The sequence below is a fragment of the Enterobacter cloacae complex sp. P42RS genome, from assembly GCF_014930595.1.
GTDB lineage: Bacteria > Pseudomonadota > Gammaproteobacteria > Enterobacterales > Enterobacteriaceae > Enterobacter > Enterobacter bugandensis.
Genome location: NZ_JADBRK010000021.1, coordinates 1 through 14,154 on the forward strand (window position 1 = coordinate 1; position 14,154 = coordinate 14,154).

At 55.1% G+C, this 14,154-nt stretch carries 15 protein-coding genes; 3 read left to right on the forward strand and 12 right to left on the reverse strand.

Translation table 11 applies throughout. The annotated features are described in order from the left end of the window. Positions 1-42: 42 nt before the first annotated feature. The 3 genes from crl to gpt all read right to left on the reverse strand — a co-directional run bounded on the left by crl (position 43) and on the right by gpt (position 2,309). Positions 43-444: a sigma factor-binding protein Crl gene (gene crl / locus IM314_RS19085; RefSeq protein ID WP_008500249.1), complete on the reverse strand. Its 402-nt coding sequence runs from the start codon at positions 442-444 to the stop codon at positions 43-45. Between the two features lie 57 nt (positions 445-501). Further along, entirely contained in the window at positions 502-1,746 is a 1,245-nt protein-coding gene (gene frsA / locus IM314_RS19090; RefSeq protein WP_028012084.1) for an esterase FrsA, read from the reverse strand. Between the two features lie 104 nt (positions 1,747-1,850). Beyond that, positions 1,851-2,309 carry a xanthine phosphoribosyltransferase gene (gene gpt / locus IM314_RS19095; RefSeq protein WP_003863205.1) on the reverse strand — a complete coding sequence of 153 codons (459 nt, stop codon included), beginning with the start codon at positions 2,307-2,309 and terminating at the stop codon, positions 1,851-1,853. A 260-nt stretch (positions 2,310-2,569) separates the two neighbouring features. Between gpt and pepD the strand changes: the two genes are divergently transcribed. Then, the gene (gene pepD / locus IM314_RS19100; protein ID WP_041911132.1) at positions 2,570-4,027 is read left to right on the forward strand and encodes a cytosol nonspecific dipeptidase; all 1,458 of its coding nucleotides are present in this window, start codon (positions 2,570-2,572) and stop codon (positions 4,025-4,027) included. 55 nt (positions 4,028-4,082) lie between these two features. On the opposite strand, the gene dinB is transcribed toward pepD, so the two are convergent. Further along, a complete protein-coding gene (dinB, locus tag IM314_RS19105; RefSeq protein WP_041911133.1) occupies positions 4,083-5,141 on the reverse strand; it encodes a DNA polymerase IV in 1,059 nt (352 codons plus the stop codon). Positions 5,142-5,299: 158 nt separating this feature from the next. Here dinB and IM314_RS19110 point away from each other — a divergent pair, with 158 nt between their 5' ends. After that, a complete protein-coding gene (locus tag IM314_RS19110) occupies positions 5,300-6,163 on the forward strand; it encodes a glycerophosphodiester phosphodiesterase family protein (RefSeq protein ID WP_193358851.1) in 864 nt (287 codons plus the stop codon). A 30-nt stretch (positions 6,164-6,193) separates the two neighbouring features. On the opposite strand, the gene nqrM is transcribed toward IM314_RS19110, so the two are convergent. The 7 genes from nqrM to IM314_RS19145 are packed head-to-tail and all read right to left on the reverse strand — an operon-like array spanning position 6,194 to position 12,233. After that, positions 6,194-6,394 (reverse strand): (Na+)-NQR maturation NqrM, encoded by a 201-nt coding sequence (gene nqrM / locus IM314_RS19115; RefSeq protein ID WP_041911135.1) that lies wholly within the window; start codon positions 6,392-6,394, stop codon positions 6,194-6,196. A 2-nt stretch (positions 6,395-6,396) separates the two neighbouring features. After that, positions 6,397-7,620 carry an NADH:ubiquinone reductase (Na(+)-transporting) subunit F gene (nqrF, locus tag IM314_RS19120; RefSeq protein ID WP_045630674.1) on the reverse strand — a complete coding sequence of 408 codons (1,224 nt, stop codon included), beginning with the start codon at positions 7,618-7,620 and terminating at the stop codon, positions 6,397-6,399. A 10-nt stretch (positions 7,621-7,630) separates the two neighbouring features. Continuing rightward, the gene (gene nqrE, locus IM314_RS19125; RefSeq protein ID WP_003863217.1) at positions 7,631-8,227 is read right to left on the reverse strand and encodes an NADH:ubiquinone reductase (Na(+)-transporting) subunit E; all 597 of its coding nucleotides are present in this window, start codon (positions 8,225-8,227) and stop codon (positions 7,631-7,633) included. Between the two features lie 6 nt (positions 8,228-8,233). After that, positions 8,234-8,872 carry an NADH:ubiquinone reductase (Na(+)-transporting) subunit D gene (locus IM314_RS19130; protein WP_028012078.1) on the reverse strand — a complete coding sequence of 213 codons (639 nt, stop codon included), beginning with the start codon at positions 8,870-8,872 and terminating at the stop codon, positions 8,234-8,236. Next, positions 8,865-9,659, reverse strand: coding sequence for a Na(+)-translocating NADH-quinone reductase subunit C (locus IM314_RS19135; RefSeq protein ID WP_041911137.1), 795 nt, complete (start codon positions 9,657-9,659; stop codon positions 8,865-8,867). The genes IM314_RS19130 and IM314_RS19135 overlap by 8 nt, the downstream gene beginning before the upstream one ends. Continuing rightward, positions 9,652-10,887 carry an NADH:ubiquinone reductase (Na(+)-transporting) subunit B gene (locus IM314_RS19140; RefSeq protein ID WP_028012076.1) on the reverse strand — a complete coding sequence of 412 codons (1,236 nt, stop codon included), beginning with the start codon at positions 10,885-10,887 and terminating at the stop codon, positions 9,652-9,654. Before IM314_RS19140 ends, IM314_RS19135 begins: the two co-directional genes overlap by 8 nt. A gap of 2 nt (positions 10,888-10,889) precedes the next feature. Further along, a complete protein-coding gene (locus tag IM314_RS19145; RefSeq protein WP_193358850.1) occupies positions 10,890-12,233 on the reverse strand; it encodes a Na(+)-translocating NADH-quinone reductase subunit A in 1,344 nt (447 codons plus the stop codon). Positions 12,234-12,531: 298 nt separating this feature from the next. Here IM314_RS19145 and dpaA point away from each other — a divergent pair, with 298 nt between their 5' ends. Then, entirely contained in the window at positions 12,532-13,272 is a 741-nt protein-coding gene (gene dpaA / locus IM314_RS19150; protein WP_041911140.1) for a peptidoglycan meso-diaminopimelic acid protein amidase, read from the forward strand. Here dpaA and IM314_RS19155 read toward each other — a convergent pair. Further along, on the reverse strand, positions 13,243-14,010 hold the full coding sequence (locus IM314_RS19155; RefSeq protein WP_028012073.1) for a class II glutamine amidotransferase: 768 nt from the start codon (positions 14,008-14,010) through the stop codon (positions 13,243-13,245). The genes dpaA and IM314_RS19155 overlap by 30 nt on opposite strands. Positions 14,011-14,154 lie beyond the last annotated feature (144 nt).

Sequence of the window (14,154 nt, forward strand, 5' to 3'; positions counted from 1 at the left end):
CGTAATGGTTTCTCCCTCTTCCACAGGAAGAGGGAGAAACCATTACGCGGTCAGCTTCACCGCTTCGCTGGAAAAGTCATCCGCTGGCTCGAACTTAAGGTCCAGGGTGGCCAGCAGCGCGCTCGCTTTGTCGTGGAACTCTTTCAGGGTGTATTCCAGGCGATCGATCACTTCCTGATCTTTGATGGTCGTGGCCTGCCAGTTGCCGTCTTTGTTAAACAGGCCAAACTGGTAGCTATACGTAAAACGTTTCTCCTCTGCTTCCATTTCCATCCACCAGCCCCAGAATTCACGTTTTTCGGGTGCAGGCTTCACGTTGACGCAAACAGCCAGGCAGTCGAAAAAAAAGCGATTCTCTTCACACTGCTCTTCTCGAATATACGGGCCGAGAGCCATAAATTTCTTAATCAGCCTACTTTTCGGGTGTCCACTCGGTAACGTCATTGCGATCTCCTTTTGTGAAGCCACTGTTTTACCAAACCAGCGAAATTTAGCAATCTATTAACACACTCTCTGGGCGATCCAGCGCGTGATCTCTTTCAAGGCTTTGTCAAAATTCTGATACACCGGGCTGAACGGCACCTCAAGCAATTTGCCATCCGCAGATGACGAAGTGATTAAGCGTGACTCTTCCTCCGGGCTGAACGGATCGTTTTTCCAGAAACCGGACAGCATCGGCGTCGGGCAGCGGCGTCCCAGCAACCCTTGCGTTTTTAACGAGTAGCGATTGAGCTCAACGCGCAGCGCTTCGTCTGAGGCATCATGCATGCCAAGGCGACTGGCAAGGACGTCCAGATACATCTCCGGCACGCTGCCCTGACGGGCAGGATCGCTGAGCAGGGCGTGAACCACCGGGCCCAGGCAGGCGACGGCCTTCAGACGTGAAGATTCAAGGTAAGCCAGACGCACCGCAACGTTGGCACCAAAACGGAAGCCGAACGCCGCGACGCGGGTGTGGTCAACCCACGGAACATTTTCCAGCGCTTTAAGCGCATGCTGGTGCAGCAGGCTCGAATCCTGCGTTAACTTCCACTTCGATGAGAATCCAATAGAAGGCATATCGAGCGTCAGCATCGCGATCCCTTTTGGTGCGAAGTAGCGCTCATACAGGCTGTAATAGTCGATTTGCAGGGAATCCAGCCCGCCGCACATTAGCACGGTCGGGAACGGGCCGTCGCCTTCAGGCATGTGCAGGAACCCGGTGACGGGCGCACCGCCCGGAACGGCGAACTCAAGCTCGCGCATCTGACCCGGCAGACGTTGAGCAGCTTCCTCATAGGCACGATTCGCCAGCGCCTGAGCCTGCTCGGCCAGCTCATCCCCTTTCAAATGCGGATAGGCGGCGATGGCGTAGAGGTTGGCCGCATGCAGCCAGTGCTTGCCGCTTCGCGTGGCATCCTCTTCCTGGCTGGCTTTTTGCTGCCAGAGCATCGCCTGTTTAGACCATTCGTAGATCCAGTTCCCGCCCCGGTAGCCCACCACCGTGTCGTAGAGCTCGCTGTCGGTACGCTCCGACTCGCTCATTACGATACGCGCCTGCACGTCGAGGATTTCACGGGGATCGATACCGCGCCAGATCCACATCAGGCGGTTAATCATGCGATACCAGTGGGGCACGTTTTTACCGTCTAACGCGGACTGGACGGCAGGCATGGTTCCCGGATTAAACCGACGGACCAGCGTCGACGTTTCAGGGTGTTTGAAACGGGGTTTGAAGAGAGTCTCGGTGAGATTCGCCTGCGTCATTGCGTTGCCTCCATGGATACGTCATATAGTGCCCATTGTAACGCGTGGCGGGATAAAAAGAACAACGCCCGGCATAGCCGGGCGTGTAAAGTTACGTACTGAAATTAACGGCCTGAAATAGGCGGTACGAAGACCACGCCCATATCCCACGGCTGTTCAATCCAGGTATCCTGCGGGATATCAATCACGTAATCGTCGACCAGCGGACGGCCAGCAGGCTTCGCAAAGATCGTCACGAAGTGCGCTTTTGGATACATTTCGCGAATAGCGACCGCAGTACCGCCGGTGTCCACCAGATCGTCGATAACGATGAAGCCTTCACCGTCGCCTTCAGCGCGTTTCAGCACTTTCAGCTCACGCTGGTTATCATGGTCATAGCTGGAGATGCAGACGGTATCGACATGACGAATACCCAGCTCACGTGCCAGCAGCGCCCCCGGTACCAGACCGCCACGGCTGACGGCAATAATGCCTTTCCACTGTTCGGAAGGCATCAGACGCGCAGCCAGTTTGCGTGCGTGAATCTGCAACATGTCCCAGGTGACGACGTATTTTTCGCTCATGTGAAGTGTCCCAGCCTGTTTTTATACGGCTTAAAAAGTGTTCGAGGGGGAAATAGGTTGCGCGAGATTATAGAGATCTGGCGCACTAAAAACCAGTGTTTAGCGCTCCCTGCCTGAGTTTTTACATGCTTTATGCTACCAGCCAGCAGAGAAAGTGGTATTCTCAGTTGCATCTCGCAAGCCTGTCTTGTGGTAACTATTAACCTGCTAACCCTGTGGCCTGCAACCCTGTTTGCAGCGCCTCGACAAGGAGACTTATCGTGTCTGAACTGTCTCAATTATCTCCGCAGCCGCTGTGGGATATTTTTGCCAAAATTTGCTCCATTCCACACCCTTCCTACCATGAAGAACAGCTTGCCGAACATATTATGGGTTGGGCGAAGGAAAAAGGTCTGCACGCAGAGCGCGACCAGGTTGGCAACATTCTGATCCGCAAACCAGCTACCGCAGGCATGGAAAACCGTAAACCGGTTGTACTGCAGGCGCACCTGGACATGGTGCCACAGAAAAACAACGACACCGTTCACGACTTCACTAAAGACCCAATACAGCCGTACATCGATGGCGACTGGGTAAAAGCGCGCGGCACCACCCTGGGCGCGGACAACGGCATCGGTATGGCCTCTGCGCTGGCGGTGCTGGCTGACGACAGCGTTGAACACGGTCCGCTGGAAGTGCTGCTGACCATGACCGAAGAAGCGGGCATGGACGGCGCGTTCGGTCTGCAGGCGAACTGGCTGCAGGCAGATATCCTGATCAACACCGACTCCGAAGAAGAAGGTGAGATCTACATGGGCTGCGCGGGCGGGATTGATTTCATCTCTACCCTGCCGCTGTCACGCGAAGCGATCCCTGCTGGCTTCCAGACCTTCAAGCTGACGCTGAAAGGGCTGAAAGGCGGCCACTCTGGCGGCGACATTCATCTGGGTCTCGGCAACGCCAACAAACTGCTGGCACGCTTCCTGGCGGGCCACGCGGCCGAGCTGGACCTGCGTCTGGTGGACTTCAACGGCGGCACCCTGCGCAACGCGATCCCACGCGAAGCCTTTGCCACCGTGGCGGTGTCAGCGGCGAAAGCGGACGAGCTGAAAAAACTCTCCAGCGTCTACCTGGATATCCTGAAAAACGAACTGTCGGCGAAAGAGAAGAACCTGACCGTGGTGCTGGAATCCGTGTCTACGGATAAAGCCGCCCTGACCGCGCAGTCTCGCGACAGCTTCGTTCAGCTGCTGAACGCGACGCCAAACGGCGTGATTCGCAATTCTGACGTGGCGAAAGGCGTGGTGGAAACCTCTCTGAACGTGGGCGTGGTGACCATGAGCGACGACAGCGCGGAAATTATCTGCCTGATCCGCTCTCTGATCGATAGCGGTAAAGAGTATGTAGTAAGCATGCTGGAATCCCTGGGTGCGCTGGCGGGCGCGAAAACCTCCGCCAAAGGCAGCTACCCTGGCTGGCAGCCGGATGCAAGCTCTCCGGTGATGGCGCTGGTGCGTGAAACTTATCAGCGTCTGTTCAACAGCACCCCGAACATCCAGGTGATCCACGCGGGTCTGGAATGTGGTCTGTTTAAGAAGCCGTATCCGGACATGGACATGGTTTCCATCGGGCCAACCATTACCGGTCCACACTCGCCGGATGAGCAGGTTCATATTGAAAGCGTCGGTCATTACTGGACGCTGTTGACGGAACTGCTGAAGGCGATCCCTGCGAAGTAATTTGTCGTCTGTTGCCCGGCGGCGCTACGCTTGCCGGGCCTACGATGAGTGTAATCTACAATCCCAAAACCAGCTGACGCTCCAGCTGCGGATCCAGCAGCGTGACGTGCAGTCCCACCAGCCTCACCCCTCGTCCGCCTCGTCGTTCTTCCCACGCCTTTTTCGCCGTTGCGATAAGATCTTCTTTGTTCAGGCGCGGCCAGACGTGCTCCTGCGTCGTCTGCTGAAAGTCGTTAAATTTCAGCTTGATGCCCTGTCGGGCAATCAGTAAATCAGGCTTTACTTTGATCAGGCGTCGCTCCAGCTCCGGATAGAGCTGTTCCGTAATAATGGTTTCGCATTCCGACCAGTCATGGATGTCTTCGCTCAGCGTGCGCTCAACCCCGACCGATTTACGAAGCCGTTCGTTGTTTACATCGCGGTCGTCAATGCCCTGACTGCGCTCCCACAGCACGCGGCCAAACTTCCCAAAGCGCTTGAGCAGCATAGCCAGGTCGCTTCGCTGCACGTCTTCGCAGGTGCGTAACCCCATACTTTCCAGCTTCGCGGCGGAGACTTTGCCTACGCCGGGGATTTTGCCAAGCGGCAGCGTTTTTAAAAACGCCGGGACCTCTTCAGGGGTGATGACGTACTGGCCGTTGGGTTTATTTAAATCGGAAGCAATTTTGGCGAGAAATTTTACCGGCGCGACGCCTGCCGACGCGGTGAGATTCAGCTCGTTGAAAATGGTCTGGCGGATCTCCTGCGCCATCAGGGTAGCGGAGCCGTGACAGTGCAGGCTGTCGGTGACGTCCAGATAGGCTTCGTCCAGCGAAAGCGGTTCAATCAGTGAGGTATAGCGGGAGAAGATTTCGCGTATATGGTTTGAGGCTTCTTTATAGGCGTCAAAGCGCCCTGGCAAAAGAGTAAGGTGCGGACACAGTTTCAGCGCCATCGCCGTCGGCATGGCGCTGCGCACGCCAAATTTGCGTGCAGGATAGTTGGCGGTGCTGATCACACCGCGCTGAACGCGGCTGCCGCCAATGGCGATGGGAATATCCCGCAGCGCCGGGTTGTCACGCATCTCCACTGCGGCAAAAAAGCAGTCCATATCGACATGGATTATTTTGCGCATCGGTCATACCACACATGTATTTATATACAGTATAACAAAAGGCAAAAAATGCGTCAGCTATTTTCCTTACTCACGGTTGTCATATAAACGTGTTACAAACATTCGTAATAAAACCTTTATATACATACACTTAGAAAATCAATGGAGCGTAATTATTCATGAAAAAAATTCTCTCGATTTCGTTACTGTTTCTGGCGAGTGCTGCATCTGCTAGCCCTGCGATCGTTGCCCACCGGGGCGGAACTGCGGATGCACCTGAAAATACCCTGCCAGCCATTAAGCTCGCCCTCGAAAACAAAACAGATATCGTCTGGATAACCGTGCAGCTCAGTCGGGATGGCGTACCGGTTCTCTATCGACCTGCCGATCTGAAAGCGTTAACCAATCTGCAGGGAAAGGTGTCACAGTATACCGCTGAAGAACTGGCAAAAGCGGATGCCAGCGTGAAGTGGAAAGATAAGGGCCTGCCGGAAAACCTGCTTAATTCCCCGATACCGACGCTGAAGTCGGTGCTGAGCGCCTGGCCAAATACGCGTTTTTTCATTGACATCAAATCGCCGGATGCCGATCCGGCGACCATGGGCAACGCGCTGCTTAACGTACTGAAAGAGACCAACAGCCTGAATCGCGTTCGCGTTTATTCAACCGAAGATCGCTATATGGAAGCATTGCCTGTCGAAATCCCCCGCTTTGTCACGCGCAGCGAAACCCGCACGCGTCTGGCCACGATTTCGTTGAGCCATGAATGTCTGCCTCCTTCACAAAAAATGGACGATTACTGGTATGGGCTTGAGTTAAACCGAAAAGTAGAAGTGGTCGAGAAATTCACCTTAGGCGAAGGTGTCTCTCCTGCAACATTAACGTGGGACAAAGAGGCCGTTGACTGCTTCCGCTCTCAGGGCAATGCCCATCTGATTTTTATCGGCGTGAACTCAGAAGAGGATTACCAGAAGGCGAAAACACTGGGTGCCGAAGGGGTTCTTGTAGACTCACCAGCCAAAGCCAAAAGCTGGGCAAAATAAATGATAAAGGCCGCACGAAGCGGCCTTTTCCTAGATGATCCTCTGCTGATCCCGAGCCATCCGTTTTTTACGGGCATCACAGGGCTCCGGGCAGTCGCACACCTTTTCCATTCCGATGGAAGAGATACCTCCACAGCTGCCCTGAATGCTTTTACGCTTGATGATCCAGCCTAAAGACATACCGAACACCACCAGCAAAAATACCGCAAAGGTTGCCAGAAAGGTCAACATAATCAGCCCCCGAAATCATCAAGGAGGATGTTTTCATCTTCCACGCCGAGATCTTTGAGCATCTTGATCACGGCGGCGTTCATCATTGGCGGACCACACATATAGAACTCGCAGTCTTCCGGTGCCGGGTGCTGTTTGAGGTAGTTTTCATACAGCACGTTGTGAATGAATCCCGTATAGCCCGTCCAGTTATCTTCCGGCTGCGGATCGGAGAGCGCCACGTGGAAGGTAAAGTTCGGATTCTCACGCGCCAGTTGTTCAAACTCATCGTCGTAGAACATTTCGCGCAGCGAGCGCGCACCGTACCAGAAGCTGATTTTACGCTTGCTGCCGAGACGCTTGAGCTGGTCAAAGATGTGCGAGCGCATAGGGGCCATACCCGCACCGCCGCCGATAAAGACCATTTCCGCGTCGGTATCTTTAGCAAAAAACTCGCCGAACGGACCGGAGATCGTCACCTTGTCGCCTGGCTTAAGGGACCAGATATACGACGACATCACGCCCGGCGGCGCGTCAGGCACGTTTGGCGGCGGCGTGGCGATACGCACGTTGAGCATGATAATGCCCTTCTCTTCCGGGTAGTTAGCCATGGAATAGGCGCGCAGCGCGGGCTCTTTTACCTCGGAAACAAAGCGGAAGAGATTAAATTTATCCCAGTCGGCCCGGTACTCATCGGGCACGTCGAAGTCCGCATACGCCACGGTGTGCGCCGGACAATCAATCTGGATATACCCGCCTGCACGGAACGGGACGCTCTCCCCTTCAGGGACACGCAGCTTAAGCTCTTTAATAAACGTGGCTTTGTTATCGTTCGAGATAACCTCGCACTCCCATTTTTTCACGCCGAAAATCTCTTCCGGCAGCTCAATCTTCATGTTCTGACGCACCGCGACCTGGCACGCCAGGCGGCACCCCTCTTTCGCTTCACGCTTCGTAATATGCGACAGTTCAGTAGGCAGAATATCACCGCCCCCCTCTTTCACCGTCACACGGCACTGCCCGCATGAGCCGCCTCCACCGCAGGCTGACGAGACAAAAATCCCGTTGCCCGAGAGCGTATTAAGCAACTTGTCCCCTGCCGGAGTGCGGATCTGGTTCTGCGGATCGTCATTGATATCAATGATCACATCCCCGGAATTAACCAGCTTTGCGCGCGCCGCCAGAATCAGCCCTGACAGCACCAGTACTATCAGCGTGAACATCACCACGCCAAGAATAATTTCCATCTGTTAGCCCTTATAGCTGCACACCGGAGAAGGACATAAAGCCCAACGCCATCAGGCCGGTGGTGATAAAGGTGATCCCTAAGCCACGCAGCCCCGCAGGCACGTTGGCATATTTCATTTTTTCACGGATCCCCGCCATGGTGACAATCGCCAGCATCCAGCCGATACCGGAACCGAAGCCGTACACCACCGATTCACTGAAGTTGTAATCGCGCTGAACCATAAACGAGACGCCACCGAAGATGGCGCAGTTCACCGCGATCAACGGCAGGAAGATCCCCAGCGCGTTGTACAGCGACGGGAAATACTTATCGAGGATCATCTCCAGGATTTGTACCAGCGCCGCAATCACCCCGATGAAGGTGATGAAGTTCAGGAAGCTAAGATCGACGCCTTCCACCAGCGCGCCGTCCCGCAGCACGAAGTTGAACACCAGGTTGTTAATCGGAACCGAAAGCCCCAGCACAACGGTGACCGCCACGCCCAGGCCAAATGCCGTCGAGACCTTTTTAGAGACAGCAAGGAACGTACACATGCCCAGGAAGAAGGCGAGCGCCATGTTTTCAACAAACACCGCGCGCACAAATAAACTCAGGTAATGAGCCATTGTCGGTTACTCCTTTTCCTGCTGCTCAGGCTTCAGCGTACGAATCAGCCAGATCAGCAAACCGATAATGAAAAATGCGCTTGGGGCCAGCAGGAACAGGCCGTTCGGCAGATACCAGCCGCCGTTCTGTACCGTATCCAGCACCTGAACGCCAAACAGCTTGCCGCTGCCAATCAGCTCGCGCAGGAAACCGACCGTCAGGAGGATCACGCCGTAGCCCAGGCCGTTGCCGATACCGTCCATAAAGCTCGCCAGCGGCGGCATTTTCATGGCGTAGGCTTCAGCGCGCCCCATCACGATGCAGTTGGTGATAATCAGGCCGACAAACACCGAAAGCTGCTTCGAGGTTTCGTAGGCGAAAGCGCGCAGCAGCTGATCGACCACGATCACCAGCGAGGCGATGATCGCCATCTGCACGATGATCCTCACGCTGTTGGGGATGTGGTGGCGGATCATCGAGATAAACATGCTGGAAAACGCCGTCACCAGCGTTACCGCCAGCGTCATCACCACCGCCGTTTCCAGCTTGGTCGTTACCGCCAGAGCCGAGCACACACCCAGCACCTGCAGGGTTATCGGGTTATTGGCTAAAAGTGGGCCAATCAGCACCTTTTTAACTTCTTTCAGTTCACCCGTATCAGCCATTGTTCAGCGCTCCTTCACGTACGTTCTTCAGGAAGGGACCAAAGCCCAGTTCACCCATCCAGAAATCAAAACTGTGCTGCACCCCGTTAGAGGTGAGTGTGGCGCCGGAAAGACCGTCAACGGCGAATTCATCCCCAGGACGCGCGCCTCCTTTCACCACCTTCAGCGCAGGTTGACCGTTATCATTGAGCACTTTTTTACCGATAAACTGCGCACGCCAGTTAGGATTTTCCACTTCGCCACCCAGCCCCGGCGTTTCGCCCTGATCGTAATAAGTAATACCTTTGACCGTGCGGCCATCGGTATCCAGTGCCACAAACGCATACATCATTGACCATAAGCCGTTGCCGTAGATGGGCAACACGATTTCCTGTATGCGCTTCTGCTCGTCACGAACGAGGTAAATCTCCGCCACATTGCTGCGGCGCTTAATGCCAGCCGGATCCTGCGAGGCGTCAAGCACGGTGCTCATCTGCGGATCCTTTAATGCCAGCGCCTGGTTATATTTCGCCGGGTCTTTATCCATCAGCTCGCCGGTTTTTAAATCCACCAGCCGTGCGGTAATGCGTTCAGCAAACACGGCAGCGACGTCGTCCTTCGTCATGCCTTCCTGCATCAGCCCGGCAACGGCCAGGATGTTACGCTGTTTATCCAGCGCGCGCTGTTCCTGCTGCAGCGGTTTCAACCCTACGGCGGAACCGGCAACCACGATGGAACAGACCAGACACAGTACCAAAACCACCAGCAGCGTTTTGCTGATGCTGTCGTTATTTTTAACCTCAGCCACGCGCCTTCCTCCGCTTAATGTTGGCGCGCACGACCAGGTAGTCGAACAGCGGCGCAAACAGGTTGGCAAACAGAATGGCCAACATCATCCCTTCCGGATAGGCCGGGTTGACCACGCGAATCAGTACACACATCACGCCAATGAGCGCGCCGTAACACCATTTCCCCCTGTCGGTAAAGGAGGCCGAGACGGGATCGGTGGCCATGAACATCATGCCAAACGCAAAGCCTCCCAGCACCAGGTGCCAGTACCACGGCATGGAGAACATCGGGTTCGTGTCTGAACCAATGAGGTTGAACAGCGTGGCGGTAAGCACCATGCCGAGCATAACGCCCGCGACGATGCGCCAGGAGGCCACGCGGCCAAAGAGGATGATGGCCCCGCCGATCAAAATCATCAGGGTAGATACTTCGCCAATGGAGCCCGGAATGTTGCCAAGAAACGCGTCGAACCAGGTTACGGGCTGGCCGGTAGCATTGTTGACCAGCGTTTCACCGCCGCCTGCCGCCCACTGTGAAAGTGGCGTCGCGCCGGAGAATCCGTCTGCTGCCGTCCACACCAGGTCGCCCGAAATCTGCGCCGGGTAAGCAAAGAACAGGAACGCACGCCCCGCCAGCGCCGGGTTGAGGAAGTTACGTCCGGTGCCGCCGAAAATCTCTTTGGCAATCACCACGCCAAAGCTGATCCCCATCGCCGCCTGCCAGAGCGGCAGAGTCGGCGGAACAATCAGCGCAAACAGAATGGAGGTAACAAAGAAGCCTTCGTTGATCTCGTGTTTGCGGATGATGGCGAACAGCACTTCCCAGAAGCCGCCCACGATAAAGACGGTCATGTAGATCGGCAGGAAGAAGACGGCCCCCAGCGTCATCATGCTGACCCAGCCTGCATCAGCCGCAAAGCTGACGCCCAGTGACTGCGCCAGACGATAGTGCCAGTCAGACTGGATCACCTGCGCCAGCTGCTGAGCGTCGTACATATGATGCAGCGCCGGAATGGTTTGCAGACCAACGTTGTACATGCCCCAGAACATGGCCGGGAAAACCGCAAACCACACCAGGATCATCATGCGTTTCAGGTCGATGGCATCGCGAACGTGCGCTGCACCTTTCGTCACCAGACCCGGAGTGTAGAAAATAGTCGTCGTCGCTTCATACAGCGGGTAGTACTTCTTCAGTTTACCCTCGGTAAAATGCGGCTCAATTTTTTCGAAGAGGTGTTTTAAGCCCATGGTTATCCTTCCTGCTCAATGCGGGTTAACACCTCGCGCAATACGGGTCCATATTCGTATTTACCCGGACACACATAGGTACAGAGCGCCAGATCTTCTTCATCCAGTTCCAGGCAACCGAGCGCCTGCGCGCCGTCGGTATCGCCTGCCAGAAGATCGCGCAGCAGCACGGTAGGCAGAATATCCAGCGGCATTACACGTTCGTAGTTGCCAATCGGAACCATCGCGCGCTCGCCGCCGTTTGTGCTGGTAGAGAAGTTAAAGAGCTTATGACGCAGAAAGTGGCCAAGCGTGGTGCGGGTGACGGAGTATTTTTCTGCGCCAGGCAGAACCCAGCCGAACAGCTCTTTCTCACGCCCTTCAAGAACGACGCTCACCTGAAGATGGAAACGTCCCAGGTACGCGTGCGCATTGACAGCGCGGCGGCCGCTGAGTACCGAACCGGAAATGAGGCGGTTTTCACCCTCTTTCTGTTCCCCTGCCAGCAGTTCATTAATGTCTGCTCCCAGAAGCGTCTTAACCAGACGCGGGTTTGCGGCCTGCGGCCCGCCGATAGCGATAATCCGTTCAGCGCAGAGTTCACCCGTAGTAAAGAGTTTACCGATGGCAATGACATCCTGATAATTAAGGTGCCAAACCTGTTTTTTAAGGCTTACCGGCTCAAGGAAGTGGATATGGGTCCCGACCAGACCCGCCGGATGCGGGCCGGAAAATTCATTAAACGTAACCTGCCCCTGCGGATGGCCGCCAAGCTTGCCGCCGCTGGCCTGGCAAACGTGCACTTTTCCGGGCGTCAGGCGAGTCAGAACGGTCAGCCCGGCATCAAAGGCTTTACGCTGCTCCAAAATAATGGGCTGCGGGTCTGCGCTGAGCGGGTTGGTGTCGATGGCCGTCACGAAAATGGCAGCCGGGGCGGTATCAGGAACGGGGGATTTGCTGAAAGGACGCGTACGCAGCGCCGTCCACAGGCCGGACGCGAGCAGCTGAGCCTGCACATCTTCGCGGCTAAGCGTCGCGAGGTCTGCCGCATCATAACGAGCAAACTCACGCTGTTCATCGCCTTCAATGCGAATTACCACCGACTGCAGCACGCGACGCTCGCCGCGGTTGATCGCTACCACGGTGCCGCTGGCGGGGGCCGTGAACATGACGCCAGGATTTTTTTTGTCTTCAAAGAGCGCCTGCCCTTTGATCACGCGATCGCCCTCCTGCACCAGCATTGAAGGACGCATTCCCAGATAATCGTCACCTAAAATTGCGACATGACGGACGCTTGCGCCACACGAGACGTGCTGCTCAGGCACGCCTGCAATCGGCAAATTAAGTCCTTTTTTTATTTTAAACATGTGGTTAGCAGGTTTCCATAAACAACAATCCAGTGGGCGCAAAGTGTAACATTTTCCCCTTCTCTCGGGCAGGGGATCCACCGTCGGGCGCGCCAAAATGCGAGCTATTACGCAAAGTTCCTGGAGCCAGCGCGTTTTTGATGGTTTATAAAGTAAAACTAATTTGTAAACTCACCGCCCGGCTCTTGCGAAAATCTATAGCGGTGCTAATGTGAGCGCACCTAACAGAATAATCTGATTTCGGGTCTCTTTTGCCGTCCTGGCAAGTTAGTCCAGGTTTTATCAAGGAATTTGTAGTATGCGTAAAATCGCATTGTTCATTGCGATGCTTCTGATTCCGTGCATGTCGTTTGCCGGGCTGCTCAGCAGCAACAGCTCCACCACGCCGATCAGCAAAGAATATAAACAGCAGTTAATGGGATCCCCGGTTTATATTCAAATCTTCAAGGAAGAGCGCACGCTCGATCTGTTTGTAAAAATGGGCGAAACATATCAGCTGCTTGATAGCTACAAAATTTGTAACTATTCCGGCGGGCTGGGCCCGAAACAGCGTCAGGGCGATTTCAAAAGCCCGGAAGGTTTTTACAACGTTCAGCGTAACCAGTTAAAGCCGGATAGCCGCTTCTATAAAGCCATCAACATCGGTTTCCCGAACGCCTATGACCGTGCTCACGGTTATGAAGGGAAATACCTGATGATCCACGGTGCCTGCGTGTCTGTCGGCTGCTACGCGATGACCGACTCCGGCATTGATGAGATTTTCCAGTTCGTAACCGGCGCACTGGTCTTTGGGCAGCCTAACGTTCAGGTCAGCATCTATCCGTTCCGCATGACCGATGCCAATATGGCGCGCCATAAGTACTCTTACTACGCCGATTTCTGGAAACAGCTGAAGCCGGGTTATGACTACTTTGAGCAGACCCACAAGCCGCCGGTAGTCTCTATCGTCGATGGCCGTTACGTGGTCAGCAAACCGCTGAGCCACGAAGTCGTCCACCCGCAGCTGGCCTCAAATTACACGGTCCCCGAGACAAAATAGCACCCACTCGCCTGGCATAATCTTTTGCCAGGTTTCGTTGCCCGTCAGCGGCTGCGTTGCAATAACGGTGACCACATCGTTCGGTGTGGTCTCTTTCTGAAAATCTATCTCCACATCCTGATCGAGCAGCGTAGCGACGCCAAACGGCGCACGGCGCGTGATCCAGAAGAGATTCGTCGAGCAGAACGCCATCACGTAGCGTCCGTCAGACAACAGCATGTTAAACACGCCTTTTTCACGCAATTCGGCTGCCAGCGTCGCGATGTATTTGAATACGGCGGCCATATTGCCGGGCGTGCGCGGATAACGTTCCGTCAGCTTATGCAGCAGCCAGCAGAAGGCCTTCTCGCTGTCCGTTTCGCCCACCGGGCGGAAGTTGCCCGTTTCCAGAGATTTATAGCCCGTAAGCTGCCCGTTGTGCGCGTAGGTCCAGTTACGGCCCCACAGCTCGCGGGTAAAGGGATGGGTATTTTCCAGCGCAACTTCGCCGCGGTTTGCCTGGCGAATATGCGCGATCACCGAACAGGATTTAATGGGATAGTCCTGCACCAGTTTGGCAATCGGTGAGTTAAAGCTGGGCTGTGGATCTTTGAACGTGCGACACCCTTTGCCTTCGTAGAAGGTGATGCCCCAGCCGTCTTTATGCGGCCCGGTTCCCCCACCGCGCTGAACCAGCCCGGTGAAGCTAAAGCAGATATCGGTTGGCACATTGGCGCTCATCCCGAGCAGTTCGCACATACATCACCTCCACAACAGCGGGGGGCAGCCCCCTCGTCTTTCAAGCTGCACTTTTGTTGGCTGCCTTCGCTCACCCCAGTCACTTACTTATGTAAGCTCCTGGGGATTCACTCAGTTGCCGCCGCAGTGCAACTCGAAATCCAT